Source organism: Aminobacter sp. Piv2-1 (genome assembly GCF_037625995.1).
Taxonomy (GTDB): Bacteria; Pseudomonadota; Alphaproteobacteria; order Rhizobiales; family Rhizobiaceae; genus Aminobacter.
This window is the reverse complement of sequence record NZ_JARKMU010000012.1, coordinates 152,510-176,999: the sequence shown is the minus strand read 5'-3', so window position 1 is coordinate 176,999 and position 24,490 is coordinate 152,510. Positions and strand designations below refer to the sequence as shown.

24 protein-coding genes and 1 pseudogene are annotated in these 24,490 nt (G+C 63.1%); 9 read left to right on the top strand and 16 right to left on the bottom strand.

Annotated elements, in window-relative coordinates:
* Nucleotides 1-126: 126 nt before the first annotated feature.
* Nucleotides 127-408, top strand: a pseudogene (locus tag AmiPiv_RS20875) (DUF736 domain-containing protein); the annotation flags it as partial.
* An 88-nt stretch (nt 409-496) separates the two neighbouring features.
* Here the strand turns inward: AmiPiv_RS20875 and AmiPiv_RS20870 are convergent.
* The 4 genes from AmiPiv_RS20870 to traC form a co-directional block, all read right to left on the bottom strand.
* Complete coding sequence (locus AmiPiv_RS20870; protein WP_252928197.1) at nt 497-763, bottom strand: WGR domain-containing protein; 267 nt, start codon at nt 761-763, stop codon at nt 497-499.
* Between the two features lie 113 nt (nt 764-876).
* Nucleotides 877-2,790 carry a Ti-type conjugative transfer system protein TraG gene (gene traG, locus AmiPiv_RS20865; RefSeq protein WP_252928198.1) on the bottom strand — a complete coding sequence of 638 codons (1,914 nt, stop codon included), beginning with the start codon at nt 2,788-2,790 and terminating at the stop codon, nt 877-879.
* On the bottom strand, nt 2,777-2,992 hold the full coding sequence (gene traD / locus AmiPiv_RS20860; RefSeq protein ID WP_252928200.1) for a conjugal transfer protein TraD: 216 nt from the start codon (nt 2,990-2,992) through the stop codon (nt 2,777-2,779). Before traD ends, traG begins: the two co-directional genes overlap by 14 nt.
* 4 nt (nt 2,993-2,996) lie before the next feature.
* Nucleotides 2,997-3,260, bottom strand: a complete 264-nt coding sequence (traC, locus tag AmiPiv_RS20855) for a conjugal transfer protein TraC (protein ID WP_252928202.1) — start codon at nt 3,258-3,260, stop codon at nt 2,997-2,999.
* Nucleotides 3,261-3,513: 253 nt separating this feature from the next.
* Here traC and traA point away from each other — a divergent pair, with 253 nt between their 5' ends.
* From traA to AmiPiv_RS20825, 6 genes are all read left to right on the top strand, one after another.
* Nucleotides 3,514-6,819 carry a Ti-type conjugative transfer relaxase TraA gene (gene traA / locus AmiPiv_RS20850; protein ID WP_252928204.1) on the top strand — a complete coding sequence of 1,102 codons (3,306 nt, stop codon included), beginning with the start codon at nt 3,514-3,516 and terminating at the stop codon, nt 6,817-6,819.
* A complete protein-coding gene (gene traF / locus AmiPiv_RS20845; RefSeq protein WP_340040453.1) occupies nt 6,816-7,349 on the top strand; it encodes a conjugative transfer signal peptidase TraF in 534 nt (177 codons plus the stop codon). Before traA ends, traF begins: the two co-directional genes overlap by 4 nt.
* Nucleotides 7,339-8,505, top strand: a complete 1,167-nt coding sequence (locus AmiPiv_RS20840; protein ID WP_252928207.1) for a conjugal transfer protein TraB — start codon at nt 7,339-7,341, stop codon at nt 8,503-8,505. Before traF ends, AmiPiv_RS20840 begins: the two co-directional genes overlap by 11 nt.
* A 760-nt stretch (nt 8,506-9,265) precedes the next feature.
* Nucleotides 9,266-10,015 carry a LuxR family transcriptional regulator gene (locus tag AmiPiv_RS20835; protein WP_252928209.1) on the top strand — a complete coding sequence of 250 codons (750 nt, stop codon included), beginning with the start codon at nt 9,266-9,268 and terminating at the stop codon, nt 10,013-10,015.
* 83 nt (nt 10,016-10,098) lie between these two features.
* Nucleotides 10,099-10,758: an acyl-homoserine-lactone synthase gene (locus AmiPiv_RS20830; protein WP_252928210.1), complete on the top strand. Its 660-nt coding sequence runs from the start codon at nt 10,099-10,101 to the stop codon at nt 10,756-10,758.
* A 291-nt stretch (nt 10,759-11,049) separates the two neighbouring features.
* Nucleotides 11,050-11,424 (top strand): transcriptional repressor TraM, encoded by a 375-nt coding sequence (locus AmiPiv_RS20825; RefSeq protein ID WP_340040450.1) that lies wholly within the window; start codon nt 11,050-11,052, stop codon nt 11,422-11,424.
* A 15-nt stretch (nt 11,425-11,439) separates the two neighbouring features.
* On the opposite strand, the gene AmiPiv_RS20820 is transcribed toward AmiPiv_RS20825, so the two are convergent.
* From AmiPiv_RS20820 to trbB, 12 genes are all read right to left on the bottom strand, one after another.
* Nucleotides 11,440-12,144 carry an autoinducer binding domain-containing protein gene (locus AmiPiv_RS20820; RefSeq protein ID WP_340040448.1) on the bottom strand — a complete coding sequence of 235 codons (705 nt, stop codon included), beginning with the start codon at nt 12,142-12,144 and terminating at the stop codon, nt 11,440-11,442.
* An 80-nt stretch (nt 12,145-12,224) separates the two neighbouring features.
* A complete protein-coding gene (trbI, locus tag AmiPiv_RS20815) occupies nt 12,225-13,526 on the bottom strand; it encodes an IncP-type conjugal transfer protein TrbI (RefSeq protein WP_252928215.1) in 1,302 nt (433 codons plus the stop codon).
* Nucleotides 13,523-13,990, bottom strand: coding sequence for a conjugal transfer protein TrbH (trbH, locus tag AmiPiv_RS20810; protein WP_223006676.1), 468 nt, complete (start codon nt 13,988-13,990; stop codon nt 13,523-13,525). Before trbH ends, trbI begins: the two co-directional genes overlap by 4 nt.
* 3 nt (nt 13,991-13,993) lie before the next feature.
* Nucleotides 13,994-14,818, bottom strand: a complete 825-nt coding sequence (trbG, locus tag AmiPiv_RS20805; RefSeq protein ID WP_252928217.1) for a P-type conjugative transfer protein TrbG — start codon at nt 14,816-14,818, stop codon at nt 13,994-13,996.
* A gap of 20 nt (nt 14,819-14,838) precedes the next feature.
* Nucleotides 14,839-15,501: a conjugal transfer protein TrbF gene (locus tag AmiPiv_RS20800; protein ID WP_252928259.1), complete on the bottom strand. Its 663-nt coding sequence runs from the start codon at nt 15,499-15,501 to the stop codon at nt 14,839-14,841.
* Between the two features lie 2 nt (nt 15,502-15,503).
* Nucleotides 15,504-16,670: a P-type conjugative transfer protein TrbL gene (gene trbL / locus AmiPiv_RS20795; protein WP_252928221.1), complete on the bottom strand. Its 1,167-nt coding sequence runs from the start codon at nt 16,668-16,670 to the stop codon at nt 15,504-15,506.
* Nucleotides 16,651-16,860 carry an entry exclusion protein TrbK gene (gene trbK, locus AmiPiv_RS24800; protein WP_252928222.1) on the bottom strand — a complete coding sequence of 70 codons (210 nt, stop codon included), beginning with the start codon at nt 16,858-16,860 and terminating at the stop codon, nt 16,651-16,653. The genes trbL and trbK overlap by 20 nt, the downstream gene beginning before the upstream one ends.
* Nucleotides 16,857-17,657 (bottom strand): P-type conjugative transfer protein TrbJ, encoded by an 801-nt coding sequence (gene trbJ, locus AmiPiv_RS20790; protein ID WP_340040444.1) that lies wholly within the window; start codon nt 17,655-17,657, stop codon nt 16,857-16,859. The genes trbK and trbJ overlap by 4 nt, the downstream gene beginning before the upstream one ends.
* Nucleotides 17,629-20,076, bottom strand: a complete 2,448-nt coding sequence (locus AmiPiv_RS20785; RefSeq protein ID WP_340040443.1) for a conjugal transfer protein TrbE — start codon at nt 20,074-20,076, stop codon at nt 17,629-17,631. Before AmiPiv_RS20785 ends, trbJ begins: the two co-directional genes overlap by 29 nt.
* 5 nt (nt 20,077-20,081) lie before the next feature.
* Nucleotides 20,082-20,381, bottom strand: a complete 300-nt coding sequence (locus AmiPiv_RS20780; RefSeq protein WP_252928229.1) for a conjugal transfer protein TrbD — start codon at nt 20,379-20,381, stop codon at nt 20,082-20,084.
* Nucleotides 20,374-20,751: a TrbC/VirB2 family protein gene (locus AmiPiv_RS20775; protein WP_252928231.1), complete on the bottom strand. Its 378-nt coding sequence runs from the start codon at nt 20,749-20,751 to the stop codon at nt 20,374-20,376. The genes AmiPiv_RS20780 and AmiPiv_RS20775 overlap by 8 nt, the downstream gene beginning before the upstream one ends.
* Nucleotides 20,741-21,712 (bottom strand): P-type conjugative transfer ATPase TrbB, encoded by a 972-nt coding sequence (trbB, locus tag AmiPiv_RS20770; RefSeq protein ID WP_340040441.1) that lies wholly within the window; start codon nt 21,710-21,712, stop codon nt 20,741-20,743. The genes AmiPiv_RS20775 and trbB overlap by 11 nt, the downstream gene beginning before the upstream one ends.
* Nucleotides 21,713-22,192: 480 nt before the next feature.
* Here trbB and repA point away from each other — a divergent pair, with 480 nt between their 5' ends.
* Both repA and repB read left to right on the top strand, forming a co-directional pair.
* Nucleotides 22,193-23,380: a plasmid partitioning protein RepA gene (repA, locus tag AmiPiv_RS20765; RefSeq protein WP_252928233.1), complete on the top strand. Its 1,188-nt coding sequence runs from the start codon at nt 22,193-22,195 to the stop codon at nt 23,378-23,380.
* A gap of 75 nt (nt 23,381-23,455) precedes the next feature.
* Nucleotides 23,456-24,466 (top strand): plasmid partitioning protein RepB, encoded by a 1,011-nt coding sequence (gene repB, locus AmiPiv_RS20760; protein WP_252928235.1) that lies wholly within the window; start codon nt 23,456-23,458, stop codon nt 24,464-24,466.
* Nucleotides 24,467-24,490 lie beyond the last annotated feature (24 nt).

Here is a 24,490-nt window from a genome sequence, read left to right as displayed (position 1 = left end):
GCACACTGTGCTTTATCCAGTGGCGCCGCAGCTCGGCAAAAGGACACTCAGAAGTGTCCTTCAGAGAATCTCGAAGTCAGATCAACAGCTTCCGCGCAAAGATACAGTTGACGGCTGCCCTAACTCGGCTTCACCGGAGCGATCAAGACCCTCACGCTCAACGTCAAGGCCCGCTTCGAGCGCGTCGAAAACCCTTCCGAGAACGGACCGCACTTCCGCATCTTCTCGGGTGCAGTTGAGCTGGGTGCGGCGTGGCAGAAACAGGCCAAGCAGACCGAACGCGACTACCTTTCGGTCAAGCTGGACGACCCGAGCTTCCCGGCTCCGATCTACGCCACACTGATCGAGGTGGAAGGCCAGGAAGGCGTGCAGCTCATCTGGTCCCGCCCCAACGGCAATCGGGACTGACGAGGTCCCAAACGGCCCCGCCGAGAAAGCGGGGCCGTTTCTGTGTCGACGAAACGGCGGCCGCCACATTCGACGCCAATCGTCCACTTCACTCCCGCCTGCCGCTCCGCGAGGCATGCGGGTCGAGATAGCCCCGGCGCCGCTTCCTCCGTTCGAGCCGCGTCATCGCATTGCCGGCCTCGGCAGGTGTATCGAAGGTTTCGATCATCGACTGTCCGCGCGCTCCGATCCGACCCCAATCACGCACGAGGGACACTCCTCCAAACAATGTGGGCTGAACGGAAAGGCTGTAGAACCGCCGCATGTTCTGCGATGGGTCGATGCGACGAAGATGAACCGGATGGAGTTCGTTCATGTCCGGAAGTCTCGCTCGACGCGGAAGCATCGTCCAACGCATTTTCTGAATCGATCAAGGCTGATCGATTCATGCCGTTGATGCCGGAAGCTCTTTTTGAGAACCGTCCCTGGCTAGGTCCGTTGAAACCGGTTCTCCCCGACCACCGAGATCATATCCTCTCGCCGGAACCAGATGGCGCGGCCGCATCGGAGCGGCGGATTGCCGGCCGTGAAGACGATCTGTTCATCGGCGCGCATTCGCAGAACCTCCTCGGGCAGGATCAGCGGCCGCGCGGAGAGCTGCCGCGAGCGCGTCCGCGACGATCCCGACATGCGCGAAGTCCGGCTGAGCTGCTCCACCTCGACCGTCGTGTTGCCGCAGCGCCGCGAAATGTAGTCGGCGGTTTCCGGGTCATTGATTGCAGCGAAAGAAATCCACGAGGCGGACTCGAACCATTTGCTCGCTGCGTCCCGCCCACCATAGGTCTCACGCATCTGCCCAATGGACTGGAACAGGAGCAGCAGGCTGATACCGTATTTGCGCCCAGCGTCCCGCGCGGTTTCGAGAATACGAAGATATCCAAGCCGCGCGACCTCATCGAGCAGAAACAGCGTGCGGCCCTTCACCTTGCCATTGCGGTTGTAGATCGCGTTGGCCAGTGCGCCGATGACGGTGCGCGCCAGGCCGGGATGCGCTTCGAGCGTCTTGAGATCGAGATTGACGAACACGTCGGTGTTGCCATCCGCCAGATCGTCGGTCGAGAAGCTGTCGCCGGAAACCAGGGCGGCATAGTTCGGATAGGAAAGCCAATGAGTCTCCTTGACCGCATTGGCGTAGACGCCGGAGAATGTCTCGGGCGTCATGGCGATGAAGGGCGCCACGTTCTCCTTGACGAACGCGGATTCGGAATTGTCGTAGATCAGTTGCAGCCGCTCGCGCAGTTTGGGCTCCGGCTCGGAGAGGTTGGCTCGCATCTGCCGCAGATGCTGGTCTTCCTTTTCCGTATGCCCCGACAGGCATACGTCGGCGATCAGCACGGTGATGAGCTGAAGCGCGGACGCGCGAAAGAAGTCGTCGCGGATCGATGCCTGGCGAGCGGTGTCGGTTACGACCCAGGTGGCGACCGCCACCACGTCTTCCTCCTTTGTCCCACCGAACCGCCCGATCCAGTCAAGCACGTTGAAGCCGGTGCCCGGCTCCTTCGGGTCGAGCACGAAGACCGATCGGCCGGCCTTGCGCCGGTGCCCGATCACCATCGGCGCGACCTCGTTTGATGGATCGAGGGCGACCAGCCCGCCGCCCCATTTGAGTGCCGTCGGAACGGTCACCGAGGTGGTCTTGAAGCCGCCCGACCCGGCGAAGACCAGCCCGTGCGAGGAGCCGAACGAACCGTCGAAGCACAGCAGCGGCGATTTCCCCCCAGCACCCCATGTCTCGCGGTCGTCGGCGCGGAAACCGCGCCTGCCGTCCGCTTGCCTGTCGACGCGACAGGCCTCACCGACGACGATGCCGCCGGCCTCGGGAAAGAGGCGTCGGGCCGCGGAGATGGTCATCCACTCACTCTCCCCATGGATGGCACGTTTGCCCCGGATCCGGCGGGGCGCGGCCGACGCGAAAGCGGCATTGCCGCGCAGAGCGACGCGCAGACCGAACACGCCGGCGACCGCCGCAACGACCGCCCCTGTCAGTGTAGCGGGGTCGGTGTATTCGACGATCGATGTGCCTGGAGGCACCGTTGCGGCGAATCCGGCGAGCCGGCCGATCTCGCGGACCGTCGCGATCGCGATCAACACCAACGTGCCGGCGACGACTCCCCAGCCCGCGCGCCGGATCGAGATCGCGCCCCTGGCCGCAAAGAGAAAGACGACGCCTGTCCCGCCTGCTGCCGCGTAGGGCAGCGCGATGCCGATCCGGCCAAGAATCAGCCGCGCGTCCGGCGCGCGGGCGAAGCCTGCGAGCCAGTGTTCTATGCCTGTCAGGGCGAGACAGGCACCCGTCATGATGATGACCGGGGCAAGAAGCAAGGCGAGCTTAGTCGGGGTCATCGGCGAACGCCTTCATCCCGATCGCCATCAGCCGCGCGCGCTCGGCTTGGTCGGTCCTTATCCGGCTTGCGCCGTCAATCAGAAGGCCGAGCAGCAGTGCGCGTTTCTCGTAGCGAAGCCCGGCCTTGGCGATCAGCCCGCCGAGCTGGATCTTCTCGCGCGTATCTTTCTTGCGCGCCTCTGACTGCCTTGCCTGTCGCATCCGCTCAAGCCTCGCCAGACGGCCCCCGAGCCGCGCCAGGCGCGACCGGCGCGGACGCGGGCCTGGTCGCCCGTCCGGACCCCTTGCGAAATCGCGTCGCGAGCTCCTCGAATGCAGTCACGAGCGCGCGCTCGTCAATCTCGATATCGCCGAGACCGGCCTTGAGCGCGAGCCGTCCGATGCGCTCGGCCTCGCGCGTTTCGGCCTGCTTGAGCTGCTCCTGCAACCTGGCGATTTCTTCCCTGATCTTCGATGACGGCTTCTTCATTTCGGTCGTCTCCTTCTCGACCATTCGCTTTGTGGCGATGGTGAGGATCGGCCGGGATCGCGCGCAGCGCGACCCGGCAGAAATGACGGGTCGGCGAAGCCGACGCTTTGAGAGATCATCCCGGCGTTCCGAAGGAATGCCTCCAAGGGCGCAGTAATACGTCGCTGACGCGACGTTCCGCGCCCGGCCCCCGGTCCAGGGGAGGCGTGGCCTGCGGAACGCATGTCGTTCAACTGCCGGGATTGCTGACACCGTGGCCATCACACACTTCACGCCCCAGATCATCGGACGCGCTGACGGGCGCAGTGCCGTGCTGTCGGCCGCCTACCGCCACTGCGCGAAGATGGAGCATGCGGCCGAGGCCAGGGCTGTCGACTATTCGGGCAAGCGCAATCTCGCTCACGAGGAATTCCTGCTTCCTGGGAATGCGCCGAAGTGGGCGCGTGAGATGATCGCGGACCGTTCGGTCGCGGGCGCCGCGGAAGCGTTCTGGAACAAGGTCGAGGCGTTCGAACAACGCGCCGACGCGCAGTTCGCCAAGGAGTTCATCATCGCCCTGCCGGTGGAGCTGTCGAAGGCGCAGAACATCGCCCTGGTGCGCCAGTTCGTCCAAGAGCAGGTGCTCGGCCGCGGTCAGGTCGCCGATTGGGTCTATCACGACGATCCGGGCAATCCGCATGTGCATCTGATGACGACGCTGCGCCCGCTGACTGAGAGCGGCTTCGGAGGCAAGAAGGTCGCCGTGATCGGTGCTGACGGCCAGGCGGCCCGCACGAAAACCGGCAAGATCCAGTATCGTCTCTGGGCCGGCGAGAAGACCGAGTTCCTTGAGCAGCGGCAACGCTGGCTCGATCTCCAGAACCAGCACCTCGCGTTGGGCGGTTTCGAGATCCGCGTCGATGGACGTTCCTATGCGGAGCGCGGCATCGATCTCGTGCCCACAACCCATATCGGCCCGGGCGCAAAGGCGATCGAGCGCAGGGCAATGCGCGAGGGCAGGGACACCAGCCTCGAACGTCTCGCATCGCATGCGGCTGCGCGCGCGGTGAACGCCGAGCGCATTCAGGCCCGGCCGGAGATCGTGCTCGATCTCCTCAGCCGCGAAAAGAGCGTCTTCGACGAGCGCGACATCGCCAAGGTGCTTCATCGCTATATCGACGATCCGGTAGCGTTCCAGCAGCTCCTGGCGCGGATTCTTCAGAGCCCGGATTGTCTTCGTCTCGAAACCGGGACCGTCGATTTCGCGACCGGTGCGCGCTTGCCGGACAAGCTCACCACGCGCGAGTTGATCCGCCTTGAAGCGGAGATGGTATCCCGCGCGTCCGCGCTTGGGAAGGCGAAGGGATTCGGCGTCCGGGAGAAGATTGTCGCCGACGTTTTCGCGCGTCACGACCGTCTTTCAGACGAGCAGCGCACGGCCATCGCGCACGTGACCTCCGGCGCGCGGATTGCCACCGTTGTCGGCCGCGCCGGCGCCGGCAAGACAACCATGATGCGCGCGGCGCGCGAGGCATGGGAGGCGGCAGGCTACACCGTGGTCGGCGGCGCGCTTGCCGGCAAGGCGGCCGAGGGCCTCGAGACGGAAGCGGGAATCCCGTCCCGCACCCTGGCATCCTGGGAACTGCGTTGGAACGAGGCACGCAACCGCCTCGACAACAAGACGATCTTCGTCATGGACGAGGCCGGCATGGTCGCCTCGAAGCAGATGGCGACATTCGTCGAGACCGTCTCGAGGGCAGGCGCCAAGCTCGTCCTGGTCGGCGACGCCGAACAGCTCCAGCCGATCGAGGCGGGTGCCGCCTTCCGCGCCATCGTCGAGCGTACCGGCTATGCCGAACTCGAGACGATCTACCGCCAGAAGGACGCTTGGATGCGCACCGCCTCGCTCGATCTGGCGCGCGGCAATGTGACGGCGGCGCTCTCGGCCTATAGAGGCCACGGCATGGTGATCGGGGAGAAGCTGAAGGCCCAGGCGGTCGAGAGTCTGATCGCATCCTGGAACCGTGAATATGATCCCGAAAAGTCCACGCTCATCCTGGCCAATCTGCGTCGCGACGTGCGTGAACTCAACCGTCTCGCCCGCGAAAAGCTGGTCGTGCGCGGCATCGTCGGCGAGGGCTTCACGTTTCAAACGGAAGAGGGAACACGGCATTTCGACGCTGGTGACCAGATCGTGTTCCTCAGGAATGAGGGCGCGCTCGGTGTCAAGAACGGCATGATTGCCAAGGTGGTCGAAGCCGGGCCAGGCAAGATCGTCGCCGAGATCGGCGAGGGTGCGGACAAGCGCCGCGTTGAAGTCGAGGAGCGGTTCTATCGTAATCTCGATCTCGGCTACGCCACCACGATCCACAAGAGCCAGGGCGCGACCGTCGATCGCGTGAAAGTGCTCGCCTCGCTCTCGCTGGACCGGCATCTGACCTATGTGGCGATGACCCGGCATAGGGAGGACCTCCAGCTCTTTTACGGCGCGCGGTCGTTCCAGATCGCGGGTGGGCTCGACAGGCTCCTGTCGCGGCGCAACGCCAAGGAAACCACGCTCGACTATGCCGCCGGACGCTTCTACCGGCAGGCGCTCAGCTTCGCCAACAGCCGTGGACTTCATCTTATGCGGGTCGCCCGCACACTCGCTCGCGACCGGCTGGAATGGACGCTGCGCCAGAAGCGGCGCCTTGCCGATCTCGGCCGAAAGCTTCGCGCCGTCGGCACCCGCATCGGCCTCTTCGACACCACCCTGTCCGCCGTCCAATCGAAAATGGAGGCCGCGCCGATGGTCAAGGGCGTCACCACATTCGCCAAATCCATTACCGACGTCGCGGCCGAGAGGGTCCACGCGGAAAAGGAGGTTGCCAGACAGTGGGAGGAGGTCTCCGACCGGTTCCGTCTGGTCTTTTCCGATCCGGAGGCGGCGTTTCGCGCCTTGCGCTTCGATGCCATTCTCGCCGATCCCGCAATAGCATCGGAGCGTCTCGGACAGCTCGCGCGTGAACCCGCTTCGATCGGTTCGCTGCGTGGCCGTGAAGGATTGCTGGCGGGCCGGGCGGAACGGGAGGCACGACGTGAGGCCGAGGCCAATATCCCGGCACTCGGGCGCGAGATTGAGCGCTACCTGCGTTTGCGTGAAGCGGCCACGCGCAGGCTCGAGGCCGATGAAACGGCGCTGCGCCATCGCGTCTCTATCGATATTCCCGCGCTTTCACCCGCTGCGCGCGTCGTGCTCGAAAAGGTGCGCGACGCGATCGACAGCAATGATCTTTCGGCAGCACTTGGGTTCGCGTTGGCCGATCGCATGGCCAAAGCCGAAATCGACGGCTTCAACAAGGCGGTTTCCGAACGGTTCGGGGAACGCACATTGCTATCGAATGCCGCGCGGGACACCGAAGGCGCCGTGTTCAGCAAGGCAGCTCTCGGCCTGCCAGCGGCCGAACGCGAAAAGCTCGCAGCGGCCTGGCCAATGATGCGCACGGCGCAGCAGCTCGCGGCCCACGAGGGCACCGTCCAGGCGCTCAAGGAAACCGAGGCGCTGCGTCAGAGCCAGCGTCAGTCCCAGGTGCTCAAATGACCCGCAGGCGTCGCGCGCTCGCAATTCTCGGGATCGGCGCCACTTCCGTGATCAGCCTGTTCGCCCTCGGCTATGTAGGCGGCCTGCGCATTAATCTTACGCCGAGCTATCCGCTCGGAGTCTGGCGGATCGTGCCACTCGATCGCGAGGTTGCTGTCGGCGACCTGGTCATCATCTGTCCGCCGCCAACGTCTGCATTCACACTCGCGCGGCTGCGGGGATATCTGCATTCGGGGCTATGCCCGGGATGGCTGAGCCCGCTGATCAAGACCATCGCTGCGATGCAGGGACAGCGCGTGGAGATCGCCGGTTCCGTTTCCGTCGACGGAATGCCGCTCGCAGGCTCCGAGCTGCGCGCGGCGGACGCCGAGGGAAGGGCGCTTCTTCGCTACCCCGGCGGCATCGTCCCGCCCGATCACATCTTTCTCCACTCTGATTTCGCAGGTTCATATGACTCGAGATATTTCGGGCCGGTCCCGATCGCCGGTGTCCTCGGCCTGGCGCGTCCGGTCCTTACCAGTGATCCCTAACGCCGCAAAGACCATCGGGCTCGCGGTGCTTGCCGTTGCCGCCGGAGCAATCGCATGGAGCGGCAATCCCCTCACCCTCCCGCTCGCCTTCGCCTTTCCCGTCCTGTGGGCCAATTCTCCTTCCCGGATCGCGGCCGGAATTGTGTCGGCGGGATATTTCCTCGCCGCGTCACGCGGTCTGCCACAGGGTGTTGTCAATTACTTTGGCAGCGGGATCGCCGAAGGTCTCGCGCTCTGGCTTGGCGCATCGCTCGCCTTCGTCGCCGTGCATGCTGTGCTGTGGACATCGCGGCCCGGGACGGGACGAACCCTTCGATATGCCGCCGCGGTAATCCTCATGAGCGTGCCGCCCTTCGGAATCGTGGGTTGGGCGCATCCGATCACGGCGGCCGGGATCGTGTTCCCGGGCTGGGGATGGTGGGGCCTCGTGGCGGCCGCGATCGGCCTCCTCGCCATGACAACGAAGTTTTGGCCGATCGCAACGCTCGTCTGGGGAGGAGCGTTTGTCTGGTCCGCCGCAACCTGGACGGAGCCCAGCCTGCCCCAGGGCTGGATCGGTGTCGATACGAAATTCGGGGGTGAGCGCGGCACATATGCCGAGTTGTTCCAGCATCGCGAGACGATCGCCGCAGTAAAGGCGGCAGCGGCCCAGGGCAACAAGATCGTGGTACTGCCCGAGGGTGCCGCCGGTGTGTGGTCGCCGACCGTTGAACGCCTTTGGGTCCGTGAACTCAAGGGAGTCGACGTCACCGTCAATGCCGGAGCGATCCTGGTTGACGGGCAGGGCTATGACAATGTCATGGTCGAAATCTCGGGCGAAGGAGCGCGCATCCTCTACCGAGAGAGAATGCCGGTGCCAATCTCAATGTGGCAGCCCTGGCTAACGCTGATTGGCGAGTCCGGCGGCGCGCGCGCGCACTTCTTCGCCAATCCGATCGTCGAAACCGGCGGTGTGCGGTTGGCGCCGCTGATATGTTATGAGCAGCTGATTGTCTGGCCCGTCCTGCAATCGGCACTCTACGCACCCGACATCATTGTGGCGACGGGAAACGGCTGGTGGACAGACGGCACAAGCATCGTCGCTATTCAGAAGTCAGCAACCATTGCCTGGGCGCGGCTCTTCGATCTTCCACTTATCATGGCGTTCAACATCTGAGAGGAGCAGACAATGGGCGCTGAGCTATCCGCACCCCGTGTCGCTATGCAAATTGCCTCAGCCTCAAGGAACTGCGAATTTCTGTTTTTTCGGGCTGTACGGTTCGCATCAGGGGACCACGCTACCTGCGGCGATGTCTTCTCGCAGAAATTAGATGGCGCGAACCAAGCCGAAATGGAAAGTACAACCCGATCATGAAGAGCATTTGCGAAGGCTCGGATCTGATCACGCATGCTCCTTGATTTTCTGCAGCCGTTGTGCATCTAAAAGATGAACAAAAAAGTCATCTTTTAGCCCTCGAACTCACGCAGCAAAAACAGGGCGTCAGGTGGAGATTTGCGACCACATAGCTCGGGACAATGATCGCCTTCATTGAGCCGGAGCTGATCCCGGCGCCATTTCGTCGGGCGTAGGCCAGGTCTTGAATGCGACCGACGGGCGATCGCTTCGAGCGTACCGTTCGCTACGGCCTGGACGAGCACGATGGAGGCGCGGCCAGCAGCCCCAGAACGTGAGCGGTTCGGGCGCCCGAACGGTGGCTGGCCGCGTGATTGTCGCCGCTGCGGCGGTTACGAGGAGATTCGATGGTTGAGCATTGCGGCTCCTTTCTTGGGTTCCTCTCGGTTGGGCCTCAGAAGTTGCCTTGGGGCCGGCATAGAATCCTCGTGCATCACGGGGCAGGAATGTCGCTTGGTCCAGTCTTCCTTGATCAACGATCAGCGGTCGTACGCACTACAGCACTGCAGGAGGAGCATTGAGCATGAGACGGCGCGATCGACATGACGATGATCTAGAACTGTTCGAACTGCTCGCAAACCTAGAGGAGATCGCAGAAGCGACTCGGATTCCCGCGCTCTTGTGCAGGCTACTCGAGATTTATGGACTGAAGTCCGTCGCTTATCTGGGCTCTGGGCTCGCGGCGCAGCCTGGGCAAGGTCCATACCTCGCGGTAACCTATTCGGACGACTGGGTCGATCACTACAAGGCCCAGCGCTTCGTCGATGTTGATCCTGCTGTGCAGATCGGCATGCGACGCATGCTGCCGATCGACTGGGATACCTTCGATCGGAGAGACAAGAACGTGCGGCGTCTGTTCGGTGAGGCCGCTGAGTTCGGACTCGGCCGCCGCGGCATCTCTCTTCCCGTCCACGGCCAGCATGGTGACAGGGCCTTGGTCTCGATCACGAGCGACGCCAGCGATCGGGACTGGAGACACTTACGCCTCTACTACATGCGCGACTTCCAAATGCTGGCCCTCCATATGCATCAGGCCATCCTGCGGCTGGAGGGCCAGAGAGTGGAGACCGCCAGCCTGTCTCCGCGCGAGCGGGAATGTTTGTTGTGGGTCGCCGAGGGGAAGACGGCGTGGGAAACCGCTATCATCCTGGGTTTGTCGGAGCACACGGTGCGCTGCTACCTCGAGAGCGCCAGACATAAGCTCGGAGCTGCCAACAACACCCATGCGGTGAACAAAGCCGGCAAGGCTAGTCTGCTCAGCCAAATACCGTAAATCCGGCAGATACACCGGATTTAGGGTCCTTCTCCCGGGGGTTAGTTGCTTCAGCGTTTTCAACAAACGCAAGGAGCAACACCATGATCACCATCGTCGAAGGCGCGGAGCGCGAGCGTCACTCCACCCTGATCGATGAAATGTTTCGGATGCGAGCAGCGGTCTTCGCCGACCGGCTCGAATGGGACGTCGCCGTCACCGATGGCAGGGAGATCGACCGCTTCGACGCCGAAGATCCCCTCTACCTACTTTCGCTCGACGACCGGACCGGGGCGCTGCAGGGGGCGGTCCGACTGCTGCCGACCACCGGCCCGAATATGCTGCGTGACGTCTTTCCGGTTCTTGTGCCGGGTGGGGCGCCGGCGAGCCCCCTCATCTGGGAAAGCTCCCGGTTCGCCGTAAATCCTGCCGCGCTCAACGCATGCGAACGTGCGGAAGCCAACCATGTCGTGAACCGCACAACGATCGAGCTTCTTTGCGGCATCGTCGAGGTTTGCCAGCGTGCCGGCATCGAGCACGTTGTGTCGGTCTTCGACGCGCGGATGGCTCGGATCTTTCGCTCGATCGACTGCGCCTTCGAGATCATCGGAACTCCGACCCGCATCGGTAGGACGATGACCTATGCCGGCGTGTTCGACATGTCGGACGACATGCGAGAGCGATTGGGGGAAGCAGGCAGGCTTCTCGCGCCTGTGCTGGCGACCTTTGAGCCGCAGCAGATTCCGGGTCCCCGCCACGTCTGATTGACCACCGCTTTTGTCAAATGGTTCTCTGGTCGACGCGGCAATCATGTCCTATAACGGCCCCGAGGCGGTACGCGCCGCCTTGGGGCTTAGAAACCCCACCACAGAGCAGGTGTCGGCTATCGCGACACCAAAGGATCCTCTGGCCATCGGCCGGGGGCCTGCGGCGTATGTCCAGGCACTCGTGCTAAAGGTCGTAGGGACCGTCTGTGGCGGTTTTCTAACCCCCGGCTTGGGGTCGAGATCTTATCGTTCGCGGGGGCGCACCGCGAACCAAGCCGCAGGGATTGCATGCGAAGGAAACCAGACGTCGACATAGGACCCGGCCGGGCGGCGACATCCAGTGTCATTCAGGCTCTCCTGGCTGAGCTGTCAGAGAACGAGCTGAAGCAGGTGGCCGTCGCGGTTATCCGGGAGAACAGGAGCCGGCTCCAGAAAGCACAGGAGCTATTCGAGGAGGTCAGCCGGCTTGACGCCGCCGGTTCGAGAGACGAGCATCTGGGGCATCTGGGGCATCTGGGGCATCTGGGGCATCTGGGGCATCTGGGGCACGACTATTGGATCGCCATGCTCAACCTCCACGCCCAGCATCTAATAGTGAGCCTGGTGATCGAACGTCTCGGATTCGTGCCCGAGGTCGACGGACAGCGCCCGGTACTCAATTAGCCGGCTTGGTCGTGATTAGATCAGCCCGATTCGCGTGGCAATAGTGCCTGCCTGTCGGTTGTTCGCGGCGCCAAGTTTGCTTGTAGCGGTGTCGATGTAGGACCGCACCGACCGATACGAGATGTCCAGCATGTGCGCGATGTCCTGCATCGCCATCCCTTCCGCGAACCAGCGCAGGCACTCCGCCTCGCGCGGTGAGAGCCGGATGCCGGAGGCAAGCGACACGTCTCCGCTCGCCGCTCCCAACCGCGAGTGCACGAAAGCGACCGCAACCGCAGCGGTCACCGGATCGATGTCCTCGCTCAGCGTCGATACAGCCCTCCCGCTCGCGAGCGTAAACACCATGCGGTCCCTGAATCCGACAGGAATCGAGATGGAGATCCCGGACCTGATGCCGAACCGCTCCGCCTCAACGCAGAACCTGATCACGTCCCGCCGCCCGTTGCGCCTCGCCTCATCCGCCGACCATGAGAACAACGGCGGTCCGTGCTTTGCCTTGGTCACCACCGGATCGACCCAAATGAACTCCCGTTGCACATAGAGCTCCTGCCACGCGCGCGGGTAGTTCGAGACCGCAAAACTCTCGGGACCGCGAAGATAGAGGTAGGCGAAGAAGTCGAAGCCCGTATCTTCCGCGAAATCCCGCAAAGACCCACGGGCCGCACGCTCGTCGAGCGGCAGCGAAAGCCTGTCGATGAGATTGAGCAGATTGGCGTTCAATGGTGGGCGGGTCCAATGGCAAGCCGTGCGACAGAAGGCGACCCTTCTGCACGGTGCGTTGAAAACGAAAGGGGTCATAGCTATCGATACGACCCGGGGAAGACGACGTCCTGGTCGACCAGGACATTGAACCGGTAGCCTGGACGGATCTCGAGTGTCGGCTGGACATTGAGGTTGCGCGAGACCGTCTGCTCGGAGATCTGCCCGAAGGTTTCGGCGAAGGAGCGCCGGGCGGCGTCCTCGGCACTGTTGGCCGTGCCGAAGCTGTTGCGGTCCTGCGGCAGCATCATTTCGGTCCCGGCCCCGATCAGGGCGACGAGGATCGCCGATCCGAACGTGCGCAGATAATGGTTGTCGACCTGATCCCGGAAGCCACCGTAGCCTGCGGCATCGGTCCCCGCCATGCCGCCGATCTGCAGCGTCGATCCGTTCGGAAAGATGAGATCGGTCCAGATGACAAGTACGCCGTCCTGCCCGAATGTGACCTCGGAATCGTAGCGGCCGAAGAGCTTCGATCCCTGCGGGATGAGAAGGTGCCGACCCGTCGCGCTGTCATAGACATTCTGCGAGACCTGAGCCGTAATCCGCCCGGGAAGGTCCGAATTGATGCCCGTAATCAGCGTGGCCGGGATGACCGACCCGCGCTTGAGCTCATAGGGCGAAATCTGGCCGACGACGGGATTGGGAAGGTAACCAAGGTCCCGGATGTCCTGATTGAAGAAGCGCTCCTTGGCCGCTTGCCCGTTCGCGTCCCTGGCGCCACCAAGCCCCGCCTCCATGGCCGCGGCGTATAGGTCAAGCGCGCTCTGCGGCCGCGTTGTCGACGATTGCGATTGGCCAGGCACCGTGGCTCTGCCGTCGTTGGCGTCAGCCGAAAAGCCGCCCAGCGAAACGGCGATCGGGGAATCGAACGCCGCGTCATTGGCTTGATAGCGCGCCATGCGCTGACGGTGGAGCTCGCGCATGAGCTGTTCTTCTTGCTCTCGCTCAAGTCTGGCTCGCCATATCTCTTCGGGCTCCAGAGCCGCCCGTTGCTGTTCGGCCGTGGACGCATCCGGTGGCTCCGGCATGAACGGGTTTTCCTCTGGCTCCGCCGGCTCAATCGGAATCGGTTGCGGTTGCGGTTGCGCCGGTTCGCCGATGATGCCGTCCGGGACACCCTCCTTGAGCTGGTCGGCATGCGTCGAGGCCGGGCGGGAGCCAGGTGTGAACGCTGCATCGTCATCGCCCAGGCGAATGCCGCGCGAGGACAGGCCATAGAAAATCGCGGCCAGAAAGAGCACCACCAGCATGATCGCTACGACGATCGGCAGGCGATTGAGGCGCCGGATTCGCGGCCCGCCAGTCAGATCGGAGCCACCGAGCTTGAGACTCTCGGTCATGACGGTTCTCTTGCCGCGCGCTGCATGACCGAAAGTGGAGAGATCGGCGTCGCCCCCTCTCCGCCCATCTGGTACATGCGCGTGAGGTCGAGTGTTCGGGTCGACAACCGGACCAGGATGCTACCCTCGAATGCGTCGACGACGTAGGCGAGGGGAACGGTAGCCGTGCCCTCTGTCGTCTGGTCCGTGGCGACGGCATAGCCCCAACCCTTCAGCGAAGACTCGAGCGCCTCGCCGAATATGGAGCCGTCCGGCTCAAGCTGGATCGTCGTCGTGCCTGGACCAACCTGCTCGGCAAATCGCCCGACCATGTCCCCTGCGATCGAGGACGCCGCCTCCGGAGTGAGCTCTGCGGTCGCAGAACTCGTGACTAGACCCGCCCCGCCCAGGGTCTGGCACCCGGCCAACAGGGCCGCGAACAGGACGAAAACCACCAGGCGAGGTTGGAGAATAGACTTGTGCATCTCCTACCCTCCCCGCCTGATCGTGACTTTCTCCTGGGAGCGTCCGACGCCCGAGACCAGGATCGCGCTGTCGACGTAGTAGTCGACCACCATCATGGTGCCGTTCATGCGGTAGTTGACGATCCGGTTCTCGCCGCCGGAAATCACGAACAGCACCGGCGCATCCTGGCCTGACAGCGACGAGGGGAACTGGATGTAGGTTTTCTGGCCGTCGCTGTAGATGCGGGTCGGCCGCCACCGCGCCGTTCCGCTCACACGAAACGAGAAATTGAGTTGCTCGGCCGGCACGCCTGCGCCGGGCACGATGCTCGCCTCCATGCGCGTGGCAATCTCGGCAAAGCGGGCATTGACGTCTTCGGGATATTCGAAACCCACCCGCGCCATGTAATTCGTCTGATGGGACTTGAGCTGGATGTGGTAGGTGCGCCGCGAGGTCGTCACCACCATCGAGGTGACGAGGCCGGGTTCCGATGGTTTGACGATCAGATGCACTGCCTGGCTGCCCGGCGCGCCCGACGTCGCCGGTTCGACCTTCCAGCGCACAGTGTCGCCGAGCAGCACGTCGCGCACGATTTCGCCCGGCTGGAGTTCGATGTCGCACACCTGCAGCGGCGAGCAGACCACCGATGGCTGAACCTGGCCGAAGAGGAAGATGACCTTACCGTCGGGGCCGCGCGTCACGACCCCCTGCCCTTGCTGCCACTGGCTGGAGAGGCTCGTGCCACGCTGTTCGTTGACACTCAGGGGCTGTGCCAGGGCCGGCACTGCAATTGTCGAGAAAACAAGCCCGGTGCAGAATGCTGCGCTCCGGAGTCTGGGTATGTTCATGAAAGGGATCCTCCGGGCACTCACAGCTGCGCCGTCCAGTCGAAATCTCTGAGGTAAAGGCCGATCGGGTTGAGGCGGATGACTGCCTCGTCCTGGGGCGGCGTCAGGGTGACCGTGGCGACGCCCCGAAACCGCTTTACGTCCTGTTCCCTGCCCTGCCGGTCGCGCTCATATTCCGTCCAGTCGACCTGGTAGCTCTGGTTGGAAAGCGGCACGATGTTCGTGACCTCGATGGCCACCGTCATCGTGCGGGCGCGGTCGAACGGAGAGTTGCCCCGAAACCAGGCGTTGACCTTCTCGGTCGCCGGATCGGCGGCGCGCAAGTGCGCATAGGTGCGGTCGATATATTGCTTCTGGACCACGGCATCGGGCGTGACCGAACGGAAATTGCTTACGAAGCTGCCAAGCGTGGCACGCACGACGCGAGGGTCGGCATATTCGATCTGTTGCGGGAAGCCGGCGCTCACCGCCGTGCCGAGCCGATCGACTTCCACGATGTAGGGCACCAGCTGCACCTGCGTGCTCTGATAAAGCGCATAGGAGAAGCCAATCACCGCCATCAGCATCCCCGTCACGCCGACGATGCGCCAGGACGCGGCCGCTTTCACATACGAGCCGTAGCGCTCGTTCCATTCCTGGCGTGCGGCAAGGTAGGGATTTTCCGGTGGGCTCTTTGCGGCCATGGTCACGCCTTGTCGTCTGCTGATTTTCTGGTGGTGGGGCGGCCCTGGCTCTGATCGAGCTTGGAATTGGCAAGGCCGAGCGTCGATGCCCCCCAGGTGCCGGGAACGCCGATCGCCTTGTCCCGCCCGGCCGAGGCGAGCGCGGAGCCGGCTGCCGTCGCGCCGCTGGTCATGCCTTTGAGCGCCGCGGCTCCGAACGAGCTGCCAGCGGCCCGTGCATCGGAATAGGCCGAGGCCCCTGCCCTCGCGCCGCCCCAGGCCAGCGCGGCGCTGCCGGCGGCCATGGTTGCGGCCTGGCCGCCGTGGCGGATCGTCTCCATGCCGCCGGTCACCGATACCCCCTGCACGACACCCTGGACGATGTTGGGTACGTACATGGCGATGACGAACACCACGACGGAAATGCCGCCGATCGCCAGCGTGGAGAGAAACTCGTCGGCGCCCGAGGGGGAGTTGGCGAGATTGATGAGGACTTCAGAACCGATGCGCGCGATCATCACCAGCGCCATCAGCTTCATGCCGACCGAGAACGCATAGACGAGATACCGGACGGCGAAGTCCTTGGTGAAGCTCGAGCCGCCGAGACCCAGCATGATCATCCCGGCGAGCAGCCCGACATACATCTCGGCCATCACGGCCACGAAGATCGCGGCCACCAGGCTGAAGGCAATGACGACGATCACCATGGCGAACACCGCCGCGATCGCCAGCGCGTTGTCCTCGAACAGCCCGAACTGCGCTTTCTCCGACATCTGGCTGGCGACCTGCAGGCCGGCATTGAAGACGTTCGCCGGTGAGGCCGATCCGCCCCCTGCGCCGATCTGGAACAGGCTGTCGACCATTGCCCGTGCGAAGTCCGGTCCCTGCTCAAGGATGAAGACGAACAGGCCGATGAACATGATGCGCCGCACCAACTCGGCGAACCACGTGTCGAGCGATGCCGCACCGAGGGCCAGCCAGACCGCAGCGATGCCAACCTCGATGCCGGCAAGGATCCAGAACAGCGAGCGGGCCGCCTGCATGACGGTCGTCTCCCAACCCTGCGCGGCGTCCGCGACCTCGTTTTCCAGCGTCGTGAGGAGCGAGCCATCCTGTGCAAGGGCGGGCTGGAGAAGAAGCAGGGCCCCGAGGAATACGGCAAGGGCGAGTTTAGTTCTCGGGGGCCTCATCGCCCTGCCCCTCTCCGTTGCCCCAGCGCGGCCGCATCTCCTGCCCGCCGGTGGTGTCATACTCAGTCGGTCTGTCGAGGACTCTGCGTGCCCGGTCCGGTTCCCCGCCAAGGTTCGGGACGACCCAGATCGCAACAGCGATTCCGACAATGACAGTGGCCGCCGCCACGATGATAAGTGTTCTCGTCACCAGCGCGGCTCCATGACCTGGCCGCCCGATGTCGACGGCGCGTTCGAGTTGAAAAAGTCCTCTCGACGTGTCTGCGCGAGATCCTTTGCGGCCTGCTCGGATTGATGCCAGGTCGCCATCATCGTGATCTGCTGGGAGACGAGGCCGCGCAGTTTCTGCGTCTGCGCCACCTGTTGCGCGGCAATCTGATGGCCGACCTGAAGCGCCTGCATCTGTCCGACGGAGCTCTGCGACATCGAGCGAAGTTGGCTCATCGTCGCCTCTTCACTGGCGAACTGATCGGCCGTCAGCCCGGCCGCCCGCAGCGTCGCCGAAATCGTCTCGCGGTTGGTGTCCGACCATGACTGATAGCTCGAGGAAAAATCCTCGCCGTTCGCGAGCCCCGTCTCGAACTCGGCGAAGCTCTCGAAGCGTTGCTTGAGAACGTCGTCGATATTGCCCATCGCAAAGGCGATGCCCTCGCCCTGGTTGACGAGGCTCTGGAGTTGCATGAGTTCGCTTTCGACCTGCCCCCAGATGTGATCGGGCAGCTGCAACGTGTTCTGCAGCATGTTCTCGTAGATGCGGATCTGGTTCTGGATTTGCTCGGAAAGTTGCGTGATCTGCGTCATCTGGTTCTGGATCTGCTCGGCCGACTGGCCTGTGAGCCCCACCAGCTCGGCGTTGTTGAGCAGCTGCGTCCATTCGGTTGCGTTCCCCGTGACCGCGCCGGCATGCGCCGGGCCCGTGAAAGCCAGGCAGGCGCTCACCACCGAGGCGGCGGTGATCCTAATCGCGTGTGAGAATGGCTTCGGCATTGCCTATACCCCTTTCCAAAAGCCACGCAGCCGGCCAGTCCGGACCATGATCCTTGTGCAGCTGATCGATGCGATTGAGGTCTTCCTTGCCCGAGGCGCCAGCGAAGGCGAGCGCGACCGGGCCAAGCGCCATGTCGAATAGCCGCCTGCCCTCGGGGCTTGCGACGTAGTATTCGCGCTTCGGCGTTGCCGTCGCGACGATCTCGATCTGGCGCTCGTTGAAGCCGATGCGCTCATAGAATTCGCGCGTGCCCGGCTCTCGCGCGGCGCCGTTCGGCAGGCAGATCTTGGTCGGACAGCTTTCCTTGAGCACGTCGATGATGCCCGACCGTTCGGCGTCGGATATCGACTGTGTCGCCAGAAGCACCGCGCAGTTCGCCTTGCGCAGCACCTTGAGCCACTCCCTGATCTTGTCCCTGAAGGTGGGATGGCCGAGCATTAGCCAGGCCTCGTCGAGAACAATGAGACTGGGCGCGCCCGTCAGGCGTTTTTCGATCCTGCGGAAGAGATAGAGGAGCACGGGCACGAGATTGCGCTCGCCCATGTTCATCAGCTCCTCGATTTCAAAGGTCTGGAACGCGCCGAGCGCCAGCCCGTCTTCCTCGGCGTCGAGAAGTTGCCCCATCGGCCCGTCGACCGTGTAATGGTGGAGCGCGTCCTTGATTTCGCGCATCTGCACCCCGCTCACGAAATCCGAGAGCGAGCGGCCGCGCGCCGACGCCATGAGGCCGACCTGCCGCGAGATCGCGTTGCGATGATCTGGTGTGATCGCAACACCTTGCATAGCGATCAGCGTCTCGATCCATTCGCTTGCCCAGGCCCGATCTCCCTCGGTCGACAACTCGGCCAGCGGGCAGAACGACAGGGAAGTCCCCTCCCCTGCCCCGACCTCATAATGATCGCCCTCCGCGGCGATCGTGAGCGGGCGCAGGGACCGGCCCTTGTCGAAGGCGAAGATCTGCGCGTTCTCGTAGCGGCGAAACTGGGCCGCAATCAGCGCGAGCAATGTCGACTTGCCCGAACCGGTCGGACCGAACACGAGCGTATGCCCTACATCGTCGACATGAAGGTTCAGCCGGAAGGGCGTCGAGCCCGAAGCGACCTGCATCAAGGGTGGGGATCCGGTCGGATAGAACGGGCACGGCGCGGTCGTGCTGCCTGACCAGACCGAGTTGAGAGGAATGAGGTCCGCCAGATTGCGCGTGTTGACGAGCGGTTCGCGGACATTGGCATAGGTGATGCCCGGCAGGCTGCCGAGATAGGCTTCGGTCGCATTGAGTGTCTCGATGCGCGCGCCGAACCCTTCGGCCTGGACAAGCCGGCGCACCGCCTCGGCCTGGTCGCGCAACCGCGCGTCGTCGGTATCGAAGAGGACGATCACCGGTGTGTAATAGCCAAAGGCGACGAGCTGGGAAGAGGCCTCGGCAATGGCGTCCTCGGCCTCGGCGACCATCGTCATGGCGTCCTGGTCGACCGCGCGGCTCTGGGTCTGGAAAAGCTGGTCGAAGAACGGCCGCACCTTCTGCTGCCATTTCTTGCGGGTGCGTTCGAGCTTTGCACGCGCTTCCTGGTCGTCGAGGAAAATGAAGCGGCTCGACCACCGGTAAGTGAGCGGCATCAGGTCGAGCGAATTGAGAATGCCCGGCCAGCTCTCGGCCGGAAGCCCGTCGATCGCGACGACGGCCAGATACCGCCCGTCGACCACCGGCGAGAGGCCATGGTGGAACTCGGCCGTGGCCAGCCAGTCGAGATACATCGGGATCGCCGGCAGTCGAACCGGATGGCTCTCTCCCACGATGCAGAACCGGATGAACTGGAAGAGTTCATCGTACTGGATCTCGCGGCCGGTCTCAGGGTCGGCGACCGTGCGCGTCACCATGCGCCGGATCGAAAGCACATTGGCCAGATACTGCTCGAACTCGCGGATAGACGTGCGGAAGGTCTCCAGGACCACATCGGCGTAGGTCTCCGAGCGGCTGTCACTGTCAGAATAGACATAGCGTGCGAGGCCCGACCGCCGTCGTTCGGGCGGCCGGTAAGTGAGAATGATCGCGTGCTGGCTCTCGTAATGCCCGCTTTCGGCCTCGAAATGCGCCCGGCGTTCGTTGTCGATCGCGCGTGTCACAGGCTCAGGGAAATGACAGTCCTCGCGTGCGGGATAGGCGACGGTGGGGATGCGCACCGCCTCGACCTGGATCATCCAGCCCGAGCCGAACCGGGACAGAATCGTGTTGATCTGCCTCGACACCTCATTGCGCTCGAGATTGGTCGAGCTTTCCGAGTCCGGGCCGGCAAAATACCAGCCGGCCATCACCGACCCATCCTTGAGCAGGATCACGCCGTCGTCGACCAGGCCCGCATAGGGCAGAAGGTCGGAGAAGGACGGCCGGGTGTTGCGGAACTGACGAAGCGCGACCATTCCAGTCAGGGCCTCCGCCATGGTGAGGCGGTCGGACGGTAGCCCGCGCGGTAGCGAATATGGCGCAGATAGACCTGCCGCATCATCGGATCGGCTTTGGCCATCATGCGAAGCGCAGCCAACGCGGCGGTCCAGATAGCGATCCCGAGCAGCACGGAAAACCACGTCAGGACCACGAAGATCAGGATCACCGCGGCAAGACCGGTCAGCAACACCAGCTCCCGATCGGCCCCCATCAAATGGTTCGGGCGCGAAAGCGCCCGATGGATGCGGGATCGTGTGAGAGCAACGCCTGGCTCAGCCATCGCTCCCCTCCCCTGCCCCGGCCGGCGGCGCCTCGTCGGCCGGATAGCCGATCGAGGCGCCGCTCGCGCCGAATAGGCCAACGATCTGCGTGGCGCCGAGGAGGATGCCGGCGACCAACACGACATACATCAGCCGGCGCGCGAAATCGTTGAGCTCTCCGCCAAAGATGAGCATGCCGCCTGCGACCGCAACGGCGGCCAGCGCGATGAACCCCGCAACCGGACCGGTGATCGATTGCTGTATCTGCTGGAGCGGCCCCTCCCAGGGCAGACCGCCGCCACTTGAGGCGAGCGCCGGCGTTGCAAGAGCGACAAGTAGGAGCGTTGCCGCAACCGGGATGGCGGCCAGAGCGCGGCTGTTACGCGGCATGACTTTCCTCGTCGATCTGGGGATGGTGATCTGTCGCGTAGCGCGCGCCGTCGAAGCCGGTGACATACATGACATCACGCACCCGCCGCCCGTGGCCGGCGCGTTCGATCGAAACGACGAGGTCGACGGCTTCACCGATCACTTCTCGCATCGGCTGCTGGCTGACCTCTGCGGTCAATTGCTCGAGGCGGCGAAGCGCGGAGATGGTGCTGTCGGCATGAATAGTCGTCACGCCGCCCGGGTGGCCGGTATTCCATGCCTTGATGAGGGTGAGCGCGGCACCGTCGCGAACCTCGCCGACAATGATCCGGTCCGGCCTCAGCCGCATCGTGCTCTTGAGAAGCCGGGCCATGTCCACTGTGTCGCTGGTATGAAGGGCAACCGCGTTCTCGGCGCCGCACCGGATTTCCGCGGTGTCTTCCAGGATGACCAGACGGTCATCGGGCGACCGGGCGACGATCTCAGCAATCACTGCGTTGGCAAGCGTAGTCTTGCCCGATCCGGTTCCGCCGCTGATCACGATGTTCATGCGCGAGGCAACGGCGCTCCGCAGCACGGTTGCCTGGCGGTGAGTCATGATTCCTGCGCGCACATATTCCTCGAGCGGAATGAGCCGGGATGCCCGCCTTCGAATGGTGAACGTGGGCGCAGCGACGATTGGTGGGAGCAGACCCTCGAAGCGGTGCCCGCCGATCGGGAGTTCGCCCGAGATGATCGGCTGGCTCGCATCCACCTCGGTCTGCAGCGCATGGGCCACGCTGCCGATAATGATTTCGGCTGCGCCGGGCGCGAGCTCACCAATGGGCCCGACCCCCTGCCCCAACCGTTCAACGAACAGCCGGCCATCGGGATTGAGCATGATCTCGACGACCAGCGGATCCTCGAGTGCCCCGCAGATCGCCTCGCCGAGCGCGTCCTGCAGTTTGCGCACGAGCCGGTCGTGCGATCGCGCCCGGCTCATCCGGCAACTTCCACAAACTGGACCTCGCTAGACGCAGATGTCTCGTATCGAGCGGCTCTGCACCGCTCTCGTCTCCATGGCATGTTTCCGTCCTACAAATGCGATCGACGGGCCTATCGATCATGGATAACTACGTTCCGTCAGCCCGGCAGAATTGCCGGGTTTGGTTGGGGTGAGTCGGGTTCCGGACGGCGGATTGGAGGATATTTGGTTTCCCCGGGCCCAACGGCCGGGTTCGGCCCCGGCAATTCTGCCGGGCCAGGATTTGCTCCAGGTATCATCGGGCAAAGTTGTTAAGTGACTGAGAGAAAAGGGAAAAGGCCGCCAAAGTCACGGCTTCCGCCGTTCTTGGTCGCCCTTCTGGCAACCTTCTGTTAACCTAAAATCGCTTGCCAGAGAACGGGAATCGCTCATACTGGCGCCAGATTGGCCGAATGGCTGAATATGGCGCTATTTTCTCGTTCGGGGGACAAAGCGGAGATGGCATTTCTCCCAAGTTTTGAGTTTGACGACAAGATCCTCGCCCAAGGGGCCGAGATCTCGCGCAAGCTCGACCAACTGAGGGTCGAGAAGTTTCCGACCGAAGGGCAGAAGACGCTTCGGCGGTTCTCGATGGCCGAGGTCGCCCATTATCTCGGGATCAGTCCAAACAATCTGAAACGCCTCCATCTCGAAAAGAAAGGCCCCGAGCCGTTCGTCGTTGCCGGCGGACGGCGCTTTTACTCGGCCGAGCAGATGACCGAGCTGCGGGACTATCTCGATAAGCACGGGCGATCGGATTCCAAGAAGTATGTGCCCTACCGCAAACCCGGCGAAAAGCTGCAGGTCATTGCGGTCGTCAATTTCAAAGGCGGGTCGGGAAAGACCACCACCACGGCACATTTGGCGCAGCACCTTGCGCTCACGGGTCACAGGGTCCTGACGGTGGATCTCGATCCGCAGGCTTCGCTATCGGCCCTCCATGGCTTCCAGCCCGAGCTCGACAAGAACCCCTCGCTCTACGATGCGATCCGATATGAGGATGCGGCGCCCGTCGAAGACGTTATTCGCAAGACGAATTTCCCGTTGCTCGACATCATCCCTGCGAACCTTGAACTGCAGGAATATGAGTACGAGACGCCGCTTGCGATGCAGTCTCCGTCTCAAGAAGGAAAGCGGTTCTTCACAAGGGTCGCCAAGGCGTTGGATTCGGTCAGTGACCGCTATGACGTCGTGGTCATCGATTGCCCTCCTCAGCTTGGCTACCTGACGCTCTCGGCACTCTCGGCCGCCACGTCGGTTCTAATTACAGTCCATCCGCAGATGCTGGACCTGATGTCCATGAGTCAGTTTCTGCTGATGCTGGGCAACATCATGAAGTCGATCAAGAATGCTGGCGCGCACGTCCAGCTGGACTGGCTGCGCTATCTCATCACCCGATACGAACCCACGGACATTCCCCAGGCGCAGATGGTCGGCTTCATGCAGTCGATGCTTGCCGAGGAAATCCTGAAGAACCCGATGCTCAAATCCACGGCGATTTCCGACGCCGGCCTCACCAAGCAGACGCTCTATGAGGTCGAGCGATCGAACTTCAATCGGGATACTTACGATCGTGCAATCGACAGCATGGATGCCGTGAACTTCGAGATTCAGGGACTGATTCACCAGGCATGGGGGCGGCTGTGATGTTGACTGCCGTCAAAACCGCCAAAAAAGTACGCGGTTTCAAGCGCATAAGTCGGATAAGGGGGTGCTAGTCAAATGGCGCGGAAAAATCCCTTTGCGAGCATTATGGACAACGGCAACGTTCCCGCCGAGCGCCCGGTCGCGCGAGACTACGCCTTCAAGGGTGCATCACGCTCGCTTATAAGCTCGATCGACGAAATGGCAGCGCAGGCAGGCAAGCTGCTCGAGGGCGAGACGATAATCGAGGTTGACCCCGACTTGGTGGACCAATCCTTCGCCAACGACCGGCTCAACGTTGATCAGGAAGACTACGAGGCCGACTACGCCCAGGTGCTGGAGTCGATCCGCAGTTCCGGTCAGAACTCCCCGGCCCTCCTTCGCCCTCATCCCGAGCGGTCCGGCCGATACATGCTTGTCTTCGGTCGCCTCCGCTGGCGCGCCGCTAAGGAGCTTGGTGTCAAGCTTCGCGCTGTCATTAAAGAGATCTCCGAGCGCGACCATGTGATCGCCCAGGGACAGGAAAACAACGCACGAGCGAACACGTCCTTCATCGAGAAAGCGCTGTTTGCCGCCGACATCGTTCAACGGAAATTCGACGAGGACAACGCGACCGCCCTCGCCGCGATCGGTGTCGATCGGCCGACACTTTCGAAGATGCTCTCTGTCGCGTCGATACCCAAGGACCTGCTCGAAGCGATCGGCCGCGCCAAAGCCGTCGGTCGTGATCGCTGGTACGAACTCAAGCTCCTCCTCGGCAAGCCGGGCAATGTCGACGCTGCCCTGGCTCTGACGTCGAATTCCGATTTTCAAGGGATGCCAAGCGAAGCGCGGTTCGAAGCTATCGTCGCGAAGCTGAAAGCCTCAAAGCCACGGCGCCGTGCCGCGCCGGCACCATCTAAACGCACTTGGGCGCCGTCTGATGGGCGTGTTACCGCGGAGATGGTGGCCAGTGGCAAGAAATTCACCATCGCCCTGAAGGCGAAGGGGACCGACGCAACAGCGTTCGGTGACTACCTCTCGGAAAATCTCAGCGAGTTGTATGAGGCTTTCCGTCGGGAAAAACGAGCAACCACAAACGGAGATTGAGCGCAAAAGAAAAAGGCCCCCGAA